The organism is Croceitalea dokdonensis DOKDO 023 (assembly GCF_001306415.1).
In the GTDB taxonomy this organism is placed as follows: domain Bacteria; phylum Bacteroidota; class Bacteroidia; order Flavobacteriales; family Flavobacteriaceae; genus Croceitalea; species Croceitalea dokdonensis.
Genome location: NZ_LDJX01000007.1, coordinates 60,371 through 77,241, shown reverse-complemented (window position 1 = coordinate 77,241; position 16,871 = coordinate 60,371). Strand labels below are relative to the sequence as shown.

Below are 16,871 nucleotides of genomic sequence, written 5' to 3'. Positions count from 1 at the left end.
TGCAAAATCAGACAAAAAAGACCAGCACTACCACTGGTCTTTTAAGACAACTATTCCAATCCAAATTAGTACTTATTGATACATTCTAATATAATCCACTTCCATTGTAGACTGCTCAAAATTGGGGTCTACGTCTCCGCCAAAAGTGCCTCCCATGGCCACATTCATGATGAAGAAGAAATCTTTGTTAAACGGAAGGGAGGGGTCATTGGGTACGGTAAAGTACACCTGGCCATCCACGGCAAAGCTTATCTCTTCCGGGGTCCATTCCATCTCATAAATCTTAAATTCATCCGACACGCCTGAAACGGAAGTAGAACCTGTCCTTGCATTCCCTCCGAAATTATTGGGATCGTGAGTTGAGCCAAAAATGATGTCTTGCTGGTTTCCCACGTGCTCCATGATGTCCAACTCTCCAGCGCCTGGCCAAGGATTGGTCTCTAAGTCCGCTCCCAACATCCAGATAGCGGGCCAAGTGCCGCCACCAGTTGGCAACTTTGCCCTTGCCTCCACCCTACCATAGGTAAATTGTTGTAACCCTTGGGTCTTGATTCTCGCAGAGGTAAAACTTGCACCACCGGGAACACCAAAATCAAAAAAAGTGACCAACCTGTTGTAGCTAAAGTTGGGTGCATTGGTTAAGTCAAAACTTAAATTCTCCCAAGTATTGGCTACGGTGGTTGTGGCATCTACCTCAAAAAAACGGGTACTATCATTGGAATCCTCAATCTTTAAACGTACCACGGCACCCACTTTTGGGGACCAGGTTTTTATGGTCATGGTCTTGTTTACACTTAAATCCAACGGGGCGGGCAAATCAAAGAAGGAACCTGCAAAAGTTTCTGCCGTTCCAGATTTTGTAAATTCCCCAACATTGGCCGATGTATTGATGCCCGATGCATCAGGATTGGATATGACCGTTGAACCACCGCCCCCAAAACTCTCGAACGTTGGCACAGTGCCTTCAAAATCCTGAACAAGTTGCTGTACCGTTCCAGCACCATCTACCAAGGCAAAATCATCGTAATAATAAATTCCTTCTCCGCCAACCTCTTTTTTTAGGGTGATTTTAAGCACATCATCCTCAACAATGACATTTTCTGCGGTATCCGTATAGGTCTGGACTTCTTGGTTGCCCCAACCATTGTCCCCTGTACCCAAATCATAGGTCCAGTTGGCAGGATTAGGGGCACCGGCAACGTCAAATTCATCGGACCAGACCAAATTGGTAAAAACAGAATCCAACGGGTCCCCACCACCAGTATCTACCTGTCCTTCCGGAACAAAAACACTGTACCATGCCAACGGTCCGTCACCATTAAAGGGTTGACTGATGCCACGAAGGGCCAACCTATTTTCCGTGAGTTCCAAAATTTGGTATTGCCCGGGGATAACCGCCCAATAGCTTAAAAAACTACTGCCAACATCCAAGGTGCGAGAACCATCTTCATTGTCGATAATCACAAAACCTGTATCAAAAACAGCTTGATCCGTGATATCGCGACATTCATCGGCAAACTGTTGTGGAGTGGCATCTGGAAAAAACCGATTGACTTCTGTCCAATTCAAGAAACTTAAATTATCTGCGCCAGGGTCCAGGGTATAGCTATAATTGTCTTGGCCATCATAGCTAAATTCCAAAACATCGTCATAAAGACAGTCGTTTAAAGCATTTGGCGAGGCACTAAAAAATTCTGGGAAATCATTGGTCAAGGGCCCTACACCAAAGTGACCGCCCACAGTCCTATCCCATACCCAGCGCTTTGTTCCATCCCCTGCAATAAGCCTTAAAGTTGCCTCATCTATGAACAGACGTACGTCCAAATTAATGAACTCCGTCTTGCTTGAGCTAACCCCACCACTACCAAATGCGACCAAGGTAATGGGCTGTTCATATTGTCCAGATCGGGTATATCTAAAGGTTGCACTTTCGCCATTGCCAACAACCACCGCATCTGCACCTTGGTTAAATACCACATGAAAGGTAATGGCATTGTCACCGGAAGGCGTCACGGTAACGTTCCCAGATTGATCGTCCGCCACCACCGCGTTCAGCGCAATGTTTGTAGGAGTGAATATGGTATCTAACGTTGGTTCCTCTTCTTGGCATCCGTTAATGGCCAGAGAGACCAAAAAGAGGGCAAGCACATATGTTAACTTCTTCATGAGCATCAAATTTTAATTTATCAACTGAATATCATCGTAATAGTAGGTAGATCCATCTCCTGCCAAATCTGGAACAAATTCAAAGAATACTACGATACGGTTGTACTCAGCGCCAGCATTGAATACCCCACTAAAATCAAACACCAACTCTTCCCAGCCATTGGCCGTTGTTGTGTTGACATCAACCACAATTTGATCAACACCGCCGGCGGCATTTTCCAAGGCAACACGTACGGGTATATTGGCTTTTGGCGACCATGTTTTCATACTTACTTTTTGCGTGCTGGAAAAATCAATGGGTGCTTCCAAATCCAAAAAGGTTCCGGCAAAGAACTGTGCCCCAGCTGTTTTGGTGGTTCTCATAATGGTAGCCGTTGGGTTGATTCCGGAGGCATCCGGATTGGCCTCAATGGCAGAATCTGCACCTTCAAAACCTACAAAAGAATAGGTTAAACTTGTGGATTCAAACCCGACAGGGAGTGCCACCTGTGTTGCGGCAGAATCGTCTACATTGCCAGAAGCACCGCTAGTACCTCCATTATCCCCAGATGATCCCAATATTTGGATGTCATCATAGTAATAGGTAGACCCATCACCCGCCAAATCCGGAACAAACTCAAAGAAAATCACCATTCTATTGTATTGCGCCCCACTATTGAACACCCCACTAAAGTCAAAACGAAGTTCTTCCCAGGCATTGGCAACGGTGGTGTTAACATCCACCACGATTTGATCTACCCCACCGGCAGAATTTTCTAGCGCCATTCTTATGGGAATACCAACTTTAGGGGATAAGGTTTTTATACTGATGGTTTGCGTAGAAGCAAAATCTATGGGCGATTCCAAATCCAAAAAGGTACCTGCGAAAAATTGGGCACCTACCGTTTTGGTACTTCTCATTGCGGTGCTTGTTGGGTTGATACCATCCGTAACCGGGTTGGCTTCAATGGCAGAATCCGCCCCTTCAAAACCTACAAAAGAATAGGTTAAGGTCGTAGATTCAAATCCAACGGGAAGGGCTACTTGGGTAGCCGAGGAATCATCTACATTGGGTGAGGTTTCATCATTACCCCCATTGGTATCTTCACTGGCGGTTTGTGCAATATCATCTATAAAAAAGGTTCCCGCAGTTGTTCCTGGACCATCAATAAAAATAACCATGGTTGCATATTGGCCCTCGGGAACAAAAGGCTCTCCAACCCCTTGGTTGCCATCAATAAAACTTTTTATGGCATCCGTTGCAAAATTGAAGGAGAGGTCTTCCCAGCCAGTACCTGAATGGTTGGCAACAACCTCGGTCTGTCTTTCATCATTCACACCACCTTCAAACTTTAACAATACAGGCACTGCAACCTGTGACCACATTTTCATGGTAATGGTTTTCATGTTCCCACTAAAGTCCACTGGTGTGCCCAAATTGAAGGCTCCACCTTCAAACTGTGCACCAGAATTGGTGATGGCACCTACGTTGGAGACGGTAGGATTGGCACCAGATGCATCAGGATTTTCCACAATTTCATAAGAAGCCCCGTTGAATGTGCCAAACGCATAGTTCACGGAAGCACTATCAAAGGTTATTGGCAAGACAATAGGGTCCGCATTACCCAAAATGGTAACGGTCTCACTAGCCTCTATGGTGGCCGCACCTGCTCCCCGTGCCACAACACGAACTACATAGTCACCAATCTCTGCGTAGGTAAACTGGGCCGTTTCGCCATTCATGATGGTCACAGGAACTTCATCCTCCGTTGCGCCAAAGAATACATCATATACCGTGGCATTCTGTGCCGATGCGGAAACGATGACCTCAAACGGATTCTCATCAGAAATTTCTAGAGCAAACTGTAGGTCTGTTGGCGGTGTAAAGGAAATGGTCACTACCCTGCTTAATTCACTGGTAAGACCTGTGGCCCCTATAGCAACCACTTTTAATATAAACTCCCCTTCCCCATAGACCTTGGTTATGGTTTCTCCGGGGGCAACTTCTGTGGGGGTTTCGTTCTCCACATCGCCAAAGAACACCTCAAAAACAGATGCTCCAACTGCGGTAGGTGTAACGCTCACCTCACCAGAATCGTCCTGGGCAATATCAAAAATAGCATTAACGTTGGTTGGCGCAGATATTTCCTGCAATACAAAAGAGGTGTTATCATCGTCCTTACATGCCACTAAAGCAGTTGCGACCAAAACGCCCACCAAAAGATTTTTTATTAGTCTCATCATTATCAATTTTAATTTTTAGTATCCTGGATTCTGTTCCCAACGGTTGCCCGTCAATTCAATTTCTATTAAAGGAATGGGGAATAATTCATGCTTTCCCGATTGAAAACCATCTATTTCCTGCGCTGCCCTATCGGTTCTTACCAAATCAAAAAACCGATGCCCCTCACCAACCAATTCCACTCTTCTTTCTTGGTAAATTGCTTCTGTTAGTGCGGTACCGGTGGCGGTTACATTTCCCAAGTTGGCACGATTTCTAACCCTATTTAGATAGGTCTGTGCACGAGTATCATCTATTCCGCCCCTATTTAAAGCCTCCGCTGCCATTAACAAAACGTCCGCAAAACGGATGGCCCGGTAGTTATTTGGATTGGTAAGGTTGGCGTCCCCAGTATTTAAATCTCCCTGGCGGGCAATATATTTTCTATTGTAAAATCCTGTATGCTCAAAACCTTCTACGAAAGATACCTCAGGATTGGCAGCGGCCCATGCATTAATGTCCAAAATGGCCACGTCCCTTCTTATGTCTCCGGGCTCAAAAGCATCAAAAACCTCTTGTGTAGGGATATTAAAGCTAAAGCCAGATTCGAAAACTGGGCCAGAGTAATTCCTAATACCGTTAAAACCTACGGCTACGTTACCCTCACTGCACTGCAAACACCCAAAACCGGCACCTTCAATATCCGAATATTGTACCTCAAAGACAGATTCTATATTATTCTCATTGTCATTCTCAAACATGGAACTGTAATCCGTGAGCAGTTCATATACCCCAGAATTGATTACTTCTTCCAATACTGGAGCAGCTTCCTGGAACTTATTTTGAAACAAATACACCTTACCCAATAAAGCTTGGGCAGCGCCTTTGGTGATTCTACCTGTATCTGCTTGGTTCAGGGGTAAATTAGCCGCTGCGAAAATCAGGTCTTGCTCAATTTGGGCGTAGACCTCAGCCCTTGGGGTGCGGTCTATCACATCTTGATCACCAAAAAGCAACCTTTGGTCTACAGCAAGTGGCACATCACCAAACCATTTCACCAATTCAAAATAATAATACGCCCGTAAAAAAGTAGCTTCCGCAATAATGCCCTCCTTGCCGACAAAATCTATGTTGTCTTTGAACTCCAGCACATAGTTTGCCCTATTGACACCAGCAAACATCCAGGTCCACAAATCCCGTAACTGCTGGTTCACCGGAGTGTGCACCATATCATCCACTTCTTGGATTCCAGGTACGTCTACGGCGCTCTCTCCGCCTGCCAAGGTATTGTCGGATGCTATTTCACCCAACATGACATTGATATAGGTAGATTGTAACAAATCATAGGCAGCCGTTAGGGCACTTTGATAATCCTCCTCTGAATTAAAGAAGTTTTCCGTGGTTTCGTCAAAGGAATCTACCTCAACGAAATCATCCGTACATCCAATCATGAATGTAAATGAAGCTAGAAAGAATACTATTTTTTTCATATGTTTTTTACTATTCAGAATTATCTTCATTTTAAAATTTCAAATTAATACCCAACAAAAATGTTCTTGGCACAGGATAAAACCCTGGGTCTATACCGGCTCCAATGGGATCACCGGATGAAGCACTTGGGTCATAACCCCTATATTTTGTAAACGTGTAGAGGTTTTGTCCACTAACGTATACCCGTACTTTATCCGCACCAAATTTATCCATGACCTCATCGCTAAAAGTGTAGCCAATTTGTGCGTTTTGGATTCTTGCAAAGGAGCCATCCTCCACAAAATAGTCTGAAAACAGCGCATTTGAAGTAGCTCCCGTGGTTAACCTTGGTTCTGTTGTGGAGGTACCAGCACCCGTCCATCGATCAATGGTATACACGGAACGATTCACCAAAGGCTGGTTACGCTCATAATTCCTGACAATGTCATTGCCAATTGAGGCAAAGGTGTAGGCCTGAAAATCCAAATTCTTGTAATTTATAGACAAGTTTAAGCCCATAGTTGTCGCGGGTATTGGATTGCCAATTGCCACCCTGTCATTGGAATCTATGACTCCGTCCCCATTTTGGTCTACAAACCGTAAATCTCCCGGAGCGGCATTTAGTTGTGAGGCGTGGGCATCCACTTGCGCGGAATTCTGAAAGATACCATCTGTCTCCAGGCCAAAGAAGTAACCAATTGGCCTACCGGCCTCCATCCGTGAAGGTGGCTCTTGACCCACTCCAAAAGAGCCTGCTTGTAGAAAGCCCGCCTCATTATTGACCGCCAAAACCTCATTGTCCAGAAAGGTGGCGTTATAATTGATACCAAAGGAAAAGTCGTCCGACGGGGCATAATTATACCCAATGGCGAATTCAAACCCGGAGTTTCTTACCTCACCACCATTGACAAAGGGAACTTGCGTTCCAGGAGCATTGCCTCCAAGAATACCGGAAACCTGCGGCTGCAGCAGTAAACCATCCGTAGTCCTTACAAAATAATCTGCCGTAACGTCAACGGCGTTGTTGAACAGTCTTAAATCAAGTCCGATATCCAACGTTTTTTGCTGTTCCCATTGAATGGCAGGATTTGGCAGAATACCAACGGCCTGCCCAAAGACCAACTGATCATTGAACACATAGGTGCCTTCTCCGTCCAAAACACCCCTAAAAGAATTGGCACGAATCCGATCATTACCCAAAATACCGTAGCTCCCCCTTAATTTAAAAAAGTTCACCGTATTACTTTGGTTAAGGAAATTTTCTTCTGAAACAATCCAACCTGCGGAGGCAGAGGGAAAGAAACCAAATTTATTTTCCGGTCCAAATTTTGTGGAACCGTCACGCCTTAATACCCCAGAGAATAAGTAGCGACCTTTATAGCTATACTGAATTCTGGTAAAATAAGATAGCAAACGTTCATCAAAACGTCCGCTCAGTCCTGCTTCCTGAAGCCCGTTAAGTTGGTCTACGGTATCATTGATGTCCGCATCCGCAAATCTGACCTCATTTTCAAAAAATCCAGTATTGGTGCCGGAAAATAATCCCTGAGTTTGAAAAATTGACATTCCTAAGGTTGCCTGAAAATTGTGGTCTTCCTTAAAAGTTTTATTGTAGTTGGCAAAGGTATCCCAAGTATAATCTTTAAAAAGGTCCTTATTGACACTTAAGAATGGCCTGCCCGTGTTGTTGAAAACCTTGCCCGAACCAAAAAAGAGCGTTGGAACCAAGGTACGCCCCTGAACCTCTGCGTAATTGAACTGCACACTGGACTCCACGGAGAAATTCTCCAAAAACGAATAGTTTAAACCAAACTTTCCGCTAATTCTATCCACCTTTGTGCTGTTAAACGTATTTTCTACCTGTGCCAAAGGATTGATTACCTCATTACCTAGTCCCTCAGAAATCGTAAAATTGCCATCCGCGTCGCGGACATCAAAAGTTGGCGCATTGTTGAGCGCATTAAAAAGTACGGACCCTATACCATTTTCCGGCAATGTTCTGCGGTTGGTCCCAGTGTACAATAGGTTTGCCGTTAACTTTAGGTTATCCAGCAAATCACTGTTAAAATTAATACGTACCGTTGAGCGGTTAAAGTTGGATTTGTTTCCTCCTACGATACCATCTTGTGTTAGAAAACCAGCACCAAAGGAAAAAGTGGATTTTTTTGTACCACCAGAAATGGTAAGGTTATGATTTATGATTGGTGCCGTTTGGAAAACTTCATCTTGCCAATCTGTGCCAACCCCAAGGCGCTGTAAATTGGGAAATGGATTGGACTGTCCACCCGCCGCGAAAGCCTCATTGGTCAGCAAGGCATATTCCGTAGCATTTAACACGGGTATTCTTCTGGAGGTTTGTTGTATGCCACCAAACGCATCATAGCTGAACTGTAATTCTTGGTTTTTCCTTCCAGTTTTGGTGGTTACCAGAACAACACCATTGGCAGCACGCACCCCATAAATACCTGCGGTTGCATCTTTTAAGACATTGATGCTTTCAATATCTCCAGGATTTAAAACACTTAAATCCTCTATGACGTTACCATCTACCAATATTAGTGGCCTGTTGTCCCCATTGGTACTAATACCACGTATCCTTATGTTGGAGCCACTTCCTGGAGAACCAGAGGAAGCCGTAACCTGTACCCCAGCAACCTGCCCTTGCAAAGCTTGCTCTACCTGAGTGGGGTTTAAATCCTCAATGGTCTCTGCACCTACAACCGCAACAGCCCCGGTGACTTCTTTTTTTCGTTGCGTTCCGTACCCAATGACCACCACCTCATCCAATGCCGCTACATCTTCCATTAAAGTTACCCGCAGTGGACCATTATCATTCACCTGGACTTCTTGGGTCACAAAACTAATGTAAGAGAAAACCAGAACATCTCCCGGATTAACACCACTGATACTGAAGTTCCCATCAAAATCCGTGGAAGTTCCGTTTGTTGTGTTCTTCACAAAAACGTTTACACCAGGTAGGGGTTCATTCATACTACCATCAATGACGGTTCCAGAAATCGTCAAGCTCTGGGAATGCACCAGCACAGGAAATAATAAAAAGGATAAAAAGTAAAGTGTACTCTTCATTTGAATTTATTTTTTTTGCAATGTAGTGGCTGTGTTTTATGAAACCCAAAAATTGACCACAACAAAAAACATACATTGATAAAAAAATGGTGCTTTATTTAAGAATATCACAATCTAACCGTGTATTTACGGGGATAACGTTGGGGAAACTGCTGCTTTGTTGCCTATGGACAAACGCAATTGTGCTACATTGTATAGGTAATGTAGTGGTCTTTTACCTCCTTGTATAGGGGGTTACAAACTTAGAATGTACTCCACAAGGCTTTTTTCGTGCGGTAAGTTCATTTTTTTTCGTAATCGGTAGCGTTTTACCTCAACACTTTTATTGGAAATATTGAGTAATGGGGCTATATCCTTAGAAGAAAGATTAAGTCTTAAGTATGCACAAAGTTTAAGATCATTGGGAGTTAGCTCTGGATGTTGGATTTTAACTTTTTTGAGAAAATCCTTATCGGCATTATTAAAAGCTTTTTCAAAAAACTGCCAATCATCCTTACTGTTGATATTGGTATCAATCGTGGCTACTACTTTTTGGATCTCATGACCGTTTGAAGCTTTGGCCAACTGGTTCTTTATGGTGGCAAGAAATTCATTTTTCTTGATAAGGCTCATGGTAGCCACCGCCAGTTCACGGTTCTTAGACTCTATTTCTGACTTAAGCTTATCGTTTTTTAATTGAACAAGTTCCTTTTCTGTTTTTAATTTTTTGCGTTTCTGTTTTTTCTTCTCCAAGTCTAAAAGCGCCTGTTGTTTTTTGGTGTAATACCCCTTATAGAGCTTGTGTACCAAAAAGAAGATGCCAAGAAGTAGCAAACCATATGCCACCATGGCCATGGTAGACCAGTACCAAGGCCTGCTGATGGAAAAACGGTACGTAGCCGTATCCTTGACCATGGTATTGCCTACCTTGCCCCTGACCATAAATTCATAGTCACCGTATGGCAGACTACTGAATGTTACCTCCGTCTTCTCGGTAAAATCACTCCATTCGTTAAAAAGTCCTTTTAATCTATATTGATAACGGACTTGATCATATTTGGTGTACTGGGAGACCCCGTACAAAATACGCACGGTATTTTGCTCAGGCTCCAACTGGCCATCCCCACTTAAAGCCAAAGCCTTAGGTTGTTTAAAGCCTTCTTGAACGCTTACCCTATCAATAACCACTTTAAACGTTTTGGAATCGTTGTTTCCTGCATCCAAGGTCACATAGCCATTGGAAATGCCTATCAAATATTGTTGCTTCCCTATTGGTTCCATATTCTCAAAACCGGTAACCCCGAGACTTCTTTTAAAAAAATCCGGAATTGGAATGACACGCATATCCATTGCTCCGTTAAAACTATCTAGAAACAGCTTGGAAAGACCAATCTTGGTAAAAGCCCATAAGGAACTGTCTGCTCTATCTGGCAACATGATACCGTTTATGCCCTTGGCCTTGTCAAACCATAAGTCGTAAAGCACCGTATCCCTTTTAAATGCCAGGGTATCCTTATCCATCGCATAGACATCCTCCAAGGTAGCATAAACCAACTTATTGTCAAATAAAGTAATACTGGAACCGTAGCCCAGCATGGGATGTGTTTGTTCAACGCTTACGGAAGCGTAATCTGGCTGTAATTTAAGTTTAAAAAGACCTTTGTATTCGTGGTTTACCAAAAGCGTACTATCCGTTATAAATTCAATAAACCTACTGGAAATCGTAAAACCGGTTAGTTGATTTCTAAACCGCCATTTTCCGGATACCTTGGTCAGCATGGAAAGCCCGTTGTAATTTCCCTGCACTAACAAATTTGGTTGGTTGGGCATGGGTTTTATGGTCCAAGTACCAGGAAATGTTGAAATTAATTCTGCCCCGTCCCCATCTATGGTAAATGTTCCGCGGTTGTGACCACAAAAGAGGGTATTATTGTATTCAAATAGGGTCCACACCTGGCCTTGTGTACCAGCCACAAGCTTAAAATCGCCCGTATCATTTCTATCCTTGACAAATAATCCTTGGTTGGTTCCCAAATACAGCCTTTCTCCCACCAACTTGGACGCATATACCAACCCTAATTTACCCGAATTATCTATGTATTCGTTAAAGGGTGAGTTTAGGTTGATAAGACTTATACCATTGTCTAGGCCCAGCCACAAATTTGCGTTCCTATCTTGGAACAAGGATAGCACGGTATTGTTGTTAAGCCCATTCCGTTGGTTTACGATACGTACCAATTTGCCCTGTGGAGATACCTCAAACAATCCTTTTGAAACCGTACCCAACACCAAGCGACCATCAGTTAACTGAGCCGTTGAATACACATTGAGACCCAATTGATCTATCTCATTTGGCAAAGGGTCTACGCTGCCATCCGTTGCTAACCTATAAAAACTGGCATCATCCAAAATAACGATAATGCCATCATCATCACTATACATACCAACCACGTTGCCACGTTTAAATTCTTTGGCTTCTGCCACCACGGCTGGCCGTCCCGAAATAATTTTTGAAATCCCTTGATTTTCGTTTTGGAAATACACGGTACCGGCCACCTTAAACATATGCGCCTTAGTGGTTTTCACATCCAATATCTTAAAAGACCCGCTGGTGATATGGTAACTGTATATGCGATCTAATGACTGGAACAACACCCATTCCCCCAAAACAATGATGTTCCAAAATTCTTCATCCTCTATCATGGGACGCTCCAACTTTTGGGATATGGAGTTGTACCCCATGTCACCATAAGCTCCTCTTTTCCAGTACCCGAACTCCATATACTGGCCCGTAAAAACCAAAGAATCGTTGGCACTTACAGAACGGAAAATTGAAGCGTTGGGGGAATCGTACGTATACCATCTTACCCCATTAAATTCCAAGAGGTTGTGGTTATTGGCGATAAAAATATTGCCATCATTGGCCTGTGTCAATGCCCAATTCTGATTTTCGCCCTCATAGTCTATAGGGGTAAAATTTTGGATGGGGGGCAGTTCTTGGGAGAAAAGCCAAGAAACAAAAAAGAGACTAAATAAAAACGTACGGGTCTGCAATATCACTATTACTTTCTTAGGATATTGCTAAATATATGAAAAGTATCCGCAAAAAAGGTCTATACCAGTTCGGCACTTAAGCCCGCTTTCAGCAACTGCGAACAACGGGGTTTTAAATCATCATATTCACCGGTCTTTACCGTGCATTTTCCTTTATAATGCACAATCAACGAACACTGTTCTGCTTGCTCGGGGGAGTGTTCGCATACATCCATTAGGGTGTTGATGACGTGGTCAAAAGTATTAACGTTATCATTAAAAAGAATGATTTCATTTTGCTTTACGACCTCTTCTTCTAGAAGTAACTCTTCGGAATTTTTTTCTTCTGGTCTCATAGCTAAAGACTTTATATCACTAATGTACGTATTTTACCGCTACCCAATTATTCTTTTCTATTTTTTTTAGGAATTGCAGTCCAGACGCTTCACATTTTGCAGATATCATTTTTAAATCGCTCAAATAGAAGCCACTAAGAAATAGTTGCCCCCCTTTCTTTAAACAACTGGCATATGTTGGAATATCTTCTAACAAGATATTTCTATTGATATTGGCTATGATGATATCATACATCTTATTTTTTAAATAGGACGCATCCCCCTCAAAAACTTGAATCTGTGGACAATCGTTACGCGCTGCATTTTCAACAGAATTCTTAAAACACCAGTTGTCAATATCAACGGCATCTATCTGGGCAGCGCCTTTTTTTGCGGCCAAAATAGCCAAGACACCTGTACCGCATCCCATATCCAAGACGGACTTACCAGAAATATCCGTTTCTAAAAGGTGTTGCAGCATCATATGGGTAGTTTCATGGTGACCCGTACCAAAACTCATTTTTGGCTCAATGACAATATCATAGGTTACCGGCCTTACCTTATGAAAGGGCGCACGTACCGCACAATCTTCCCCAATGTAAATGGGATCAAAACTCTTTTCCCACTCAGCGTTCCAATTCTGTTGCGCTACGGATTTGGTGGTGTAGGTTATTTGGAAGTCACCTGTTTGTAATACATAGAGTTCCAAAAACTGTTCTTCATTAAAATCCTTCTCATTTATATAGCCCACTAGCGAAGTTTCTTTTTCCACGAAACTTTCAAATCCTATTTCGCTGAGTTCTGCAATTAAGATATCCACAGCTGGTTGCAAAGGATTGGGCGTAAAAGTGAACTCTAAAAAGGTTTGGCCCATGGCATGAATTTTTTGGTTGGGTAAACTAGGCTTCATTAAAAAAGCCCGGCTAACTTCTTTGGACAAAGAAAAGGACTCCTAGCTGGTTTATATAGCGTTTATAATGGCGATAAAATCATCACATTTAAGGGCTGCCCCACCAATAAGTCCCCCATCAACATCTGGCTTGGAAAATATTTCCGCTGCATTGGCAGGCTTTACACTACCGCCGTAAAGAATGGTCACCTCATCAGCAATATTGGAATCATAGGCCCCCGCAATGGTTTTTCTAATAAATTCATGCATTTCCTGGGCCTGCTCGGGGCTTGCGGTTTCACCGGTTCCTATGGCCCAAACAGGTTCATAGGCAAGGATAATGCTGCTCCATGCCTCAGCTGGGAGGTTAAATAGTCCGTTTTTGAGTTGCCCCTCAACAACCTTAAAGTGGTTACTAGACTTTCTATCGGACAATTCTTCACCAAAGCAGAAAATAATCTGCATATTCTTTTCCAAGGCCTTTTTTACTTTCCGGGCTAGCATAGCATCATCCTCGCCAAAGAGAGAGCGTCTTTCCGAATGCCCCAATATCACGGTGCCCACACCAATATTTAAAAGCATATCGGCAGAAATCTCGCCAGTATATGCGCCAGTATCCTCAAAGTGCATATTCTGTGCCGCCACTTGGATAACACTGCTGTTTAAATGGTTTACCGCTGTGGCAAGATTCACAAAAGTTGGCGCCACAATGACGTCTGCATGGGTATCCGGCAGTTTAGCAGAAAGCTCTGCCAGTAACGCCTCGGTCTCATCCAAATTTTTATTCATCTTCCAGTTTCCTGCTACTATTTTTTTTCTCATGTTCTTAATAGTTTATGGTTTGTGGTTTATGGTTTATGGTTTATGGTTTATGGTTTATGGTTTATGGTTTATGGTTTATGGTTTATGGTTTAATTTAGAAACCCTGCATATCAATCCCTATAATAATTCCTAATGTTTCGTGTTTACCCCAAACAACTTGGTCGTCACTGTTCACTGCCTACTGCCTACCTCATACTGCCTACTAAAATCTAAAACTTCAACTCCTCAAAATCATTATAATGTGCTTTTTGCAAAATGGTTCCTCTCTCCAAAACCAAAATTGCCGGGTTACTTCGCACAATAGTTTTTAACGTGGTCTCATCCGTAAAATAAAAATCAAAATTTAGCTTATGTTCCTTGCCAAGGGCCTTGCCAATTTCCGTACTTGAAGCGGACATCCCAATAACCTTGTAACCTTTGGCAATCGCCTCATCAGTTATGGTCTTTAAGGCAGCGAACACCTCATAGTTGCTTTTTGCCAAATCATAGGCAATGACCATTACCAACTTTTCTTCGGAAAGCATGGCATCCGTATAATCGGTTCCATCTTGTTCAATGGTAAAATCATGCACGGGAGGCTCATAGCCTTTTTGAATCTGAGTGGTTTCCACATCTATAAACTCACCATCTACGGTAGGATAATCGCCGTTGGTCACCACAATTTTATCCGCTCCATTTACCTTAAATCTCCATGCATATTCATAAATGGCCTTGGGCGCGTCTTCCGGGACCGTCATCCCATCAGCAATATTCGCCCCAATTTTGTAGGGCCGGAAGTCTTTTACGGGCAAGTGGTTCAGCACATGATTACAGAACAGGATGCAGCCTGCCAAGGATATCCCCAAAAGAGTCCAATTTAACTTTGCAGAAAATAAGGGTTTAATGTGTTTTATCCCTATAAGCAAAATCAAGATAAACACGAGTAGAACAATGTCCTTGGTGAAAGACTCCCATGGCGTCAGTTTTACGGCATCCCCAAAACAACCGCAGTCCGTTACCTTGTTAAAGTAAGCGGAATAGAACGTTAAAAATGTAAAGAACACAATCATGCCCAAGAGGCTCCACACCGTAAATTTGGGTTTAAATCCGATTAATAAAAAAATACCGAGTAATACCTCCACAATGACCACTATAACGGACAAGGCCAAGGCATAGGGCATAAAAAAGGGCAAATCCAGCACTCCAGGACTAAAATACTCTTCCAATTTAAAGGAAAAGCCTACGGGGTCGTTAAGTTTAATAAGGCCGCTAATGATAAAAAGCACCCCAACAAAAATTCTGGAAAACGCTACTAAAAACCTCATATTAAGAGTTTAGGTGTATTAAGGCAAAAACGGCATAATTTATCATATCCTGATAGTTGGCGTCCACGCCCTCACTAGCCACCGTCTTACCATTGTTGTTCTCTATTTCCTTTACCCGGAGCAACTTTTGTAAAATCAGGTCCGTCAATGAGCTTACGCGCATATTGCGCCAGGCCTCGCCGTAATCATGGTTCTTATTTTCCATTAGGGCCTTGGTCAGGGCAATTTTGGCATCATAAAAATCTATGGCCTTCTCGGCATCCAAATCTGGCTGCTCCGCCACTCCCAAATCCAATTGTATGAGTGCCATTACCGCGTAATTGACAATGCCCATAAATTCTGATTGCTGGCCCTCATCCACCTTCCTAACCTCATTTTCCTGTAACCCGCGGATACGCTGGGCCTTAATAAATAATTGATCGGTCAAAGAGGGCAAACGCAGAATTCTCCATGCTGTGCCGTAGTCCTTTGTTTTATCTACAAATAGTTTGCGACAATCTGCAATTACCGTATCATATGCCTGCGAAGTTTGCGCCATGTGTGGACGAATTTGATTAATTTTCGCTGTTGTTAAAAATTTGAGGTTCTTTTTAACTACCAAGGGAACAAGCCCATATGGCAACCAAAAGGAGCGCTTTAATTTTTTATTGCGGGTAAATCCCGTAGTTACGCTATCTCAATTACCGGGTAAAGATAACGAAACCCATAAAAGCAAAAAGTGAACATGACCATAAACTGTAATGGAACTTTAATAGACCTAAGCCAACCAAAAATATTGGGTGTTTTAAACATTACGCCAGACTCCTTTTATGACGGTGGAAAATACAAAGACCCTAAAAGTATACTACAACAGACCGAAAGGATGCTTGCGGATGGAGCCAGTTTCATAGATATTGGCGCCTACAGTTCTAGACCAGGGGCAGAACATGTTCCACTGGACGAAGAGTTGCACCGCATCCTCCCAATCGTACATTTGGTGCTCAAGGAATTCCCCCATGCGGTACTCTCCATTGATACTTTTAGACATCAAGTGGCAAAAAAATGCTTGGAACTCGGTGCCGCCATTATTAATGATATCTCAGCGGGAAATCTTGACCCAAAAATGATGGAAACCGTGGCCAAGTTCCAAGTCCCTTACATCATGATGCATATGAAAGGTACTCCACAAACCATGAAAACCATGGATGGGTATACCGATTTGATTAAAGACCTACGCTACTACTTTTCCGAAAAAGTAGCCTTGGCCAGAGGACACAAAATCAATGATATTATTCTAGACCCAGGATTTGGTTTTGCAAAGAATACTGGCCAAAACTTTCAACTCTTGGCGCATTTAGACCTTTTTAAATCATTGAATCTGCCATTATTGGCCGGGGTAAGCCGTAAATCCATGATTTACAAAACCCTTGGGACCAGTCCAAAACAGGCACTAAATGGCACAACCGCCTTACATATGATTGCCTTGCAAAAGGGAGCCTCCATTTTACGCGTCCATGATGTGAGGGAGGCCAAGGAGTGTATCCTTCTCTACCAAGAACTTAAGGCCAATGAAATTGATTTCCGCAAAGACTAATTTTCGCTACATT

The 16,871-nt window shown here is 43.0% G+C and carries 11 protein-coding genes; 1 reads left to right on the top strand and 10 read right to left on the bottom strand.

Going from position 1 to position 16,871, the window contains the following annotated elements; genetic code table 11:
* Positions 1 to 72: 72 nt before the first annotated feature.
* From I595_RS17680 to I595_RS14390, 10 genes are all read right to left on the bottom strand, one after another.
* On the bottom strand, positions 73 to 2,166 hold the full coding sequence (locus I595_RS17680) for a glycoside hydrolase family 16 protein (protein WP_054560157.1): 2,094 nt from the start codon (positions 2,164 to 2,166) through the stop codon (positions 73 to 75).
* 12 nt (positions 2,167 to 2,178) lie between these two features.
* Positions 2,179 to 4,386, bottom strand: coding sequence for a hypothetical protein (locus I595_RS14430; RefSeq protein ID WP_054560156.1), 2,208 nt, complete (start codon positions 4,384 to 4,386; stop codon positions 2,179 to 2,181).
* A gap of 18 nt (positions 4,387 to 4,404) precedes the next feature.
* On the bottom strand, positions 4,405 to 5,886 hold the full coding sequence (locus I595_RS14425; protein WP_054560155.1) for a RagB/SusD family nutrient uptake outer membrane protein: 1,482 nt from the start codon (positions 5,884 to 5,886) through the stop codon (positions 4,405 to 4,407).
* Position 5,887: 1 nt separating this feature from the next.
* Positions 5,888 to 8,923: a SusC/RagA family TonB-linked outer membrane protein gene (locus tag I595_RS14420; RefSeq protein ID WP_054560154.1), complete on the bottom strand. Its 3,036-nt coding sequence runs from the start codon at positions 8,921 to 8,923 to the stop codon at positions 5,888 to 5,890.
* 234 nt (positions 8,924 to 9,157) lie between these two features.
* Complete coding sequence (locus I595_RS14415; protein WP_054560153.1) at positions 9,158 to 11,962, bottom strand: triple tyrosine motif-containing protein; 2,805 nt, start codon at positions 11,960 to 11,962, stop codon at positions 9,158 to 9,160.
* Between the two features lie 53 nt (positions 11,963 to 12,015).
* Positions 12,016 to 12,291 carry an ATP-dependent Clp protease adaptor ClpS gene (locus I595_RS14410; protein ID WP_054560152.1) on the bottom strand — a complete coding sequence of 92 codons (276 nt, stop codon included), beginning with the start codon at positions 12,289 to 12,291 and terminating at the stop codon, positions 12,016 to 12,018.
* A 19-nt stretch (positions 12,292 to 12,310) separates the two neighbouring features.
* Entirely contained in the window at positions 12,311 to 13,144 is an 834-nt protein-coding gene (prmA, locus tag I595_RS14405; RefSeq protein ID WP_054560271.1) for a 50S ribosomal protein L11 methyltransferase, read from the bottom strand.
* Positions 13,145 to 13,231: 87 nt separating this feature from the next.
* A complete protein-coding gene (tpiA, locus tag I595_RS14400; protein WP_054560151.1) occupies positions 13,232 to 13,981 on the bottom strand; it encodes a triose-phosphate isomerase in 750 nt (249 codons plus the stop codon).
* A gap of 209 nt (positions 13,982 to 14,190) precedes the next feature.
* Positions 14,191 to 15,285: a BT_3928 family protein gene (locus I595_RS14395; RefSeq protein ID WP_054560150.1), complete on the bottom strand. Its 1,095-nt coding sequence runs from the start codon at positions 15,283 to 15,285 to the stop codon at positions 14,191 to 14,193.
* A 1-nt stretch (position 15,286) separates the two neighbouring features.
* Positions 15,287 to 15,823: a DUF1599 domain-containing protein gene (locus I595_RS14390; protein WP_054560149.1), complete on the bottom strand. Its 537-nt coding sequence runs from the start codon at positions 15,821 to 15,823 to the stop codon at positions 15,287 to 15,289.
* A 186-nt stretch (positions 15,824 to 16,009) separates the two neighbouring features.
* Here I595_RS14390 and folP point away from each other — a divergent pair, with 186 nt between their 5' ends.
* Positions 16,010 to 16,858, top strand: coding sequence for a dihydropteroate synthase (gene folP / locus I595_RS14385; protein ID WP_054560148.1), 849 nt, complete (start codon positions 16,010 to 16,012; stop codon positions 16,856 to 16,858).
* The last annotated feature ends 13 nt before the right edge of the window (positions 16,859 to 16,871 follow it).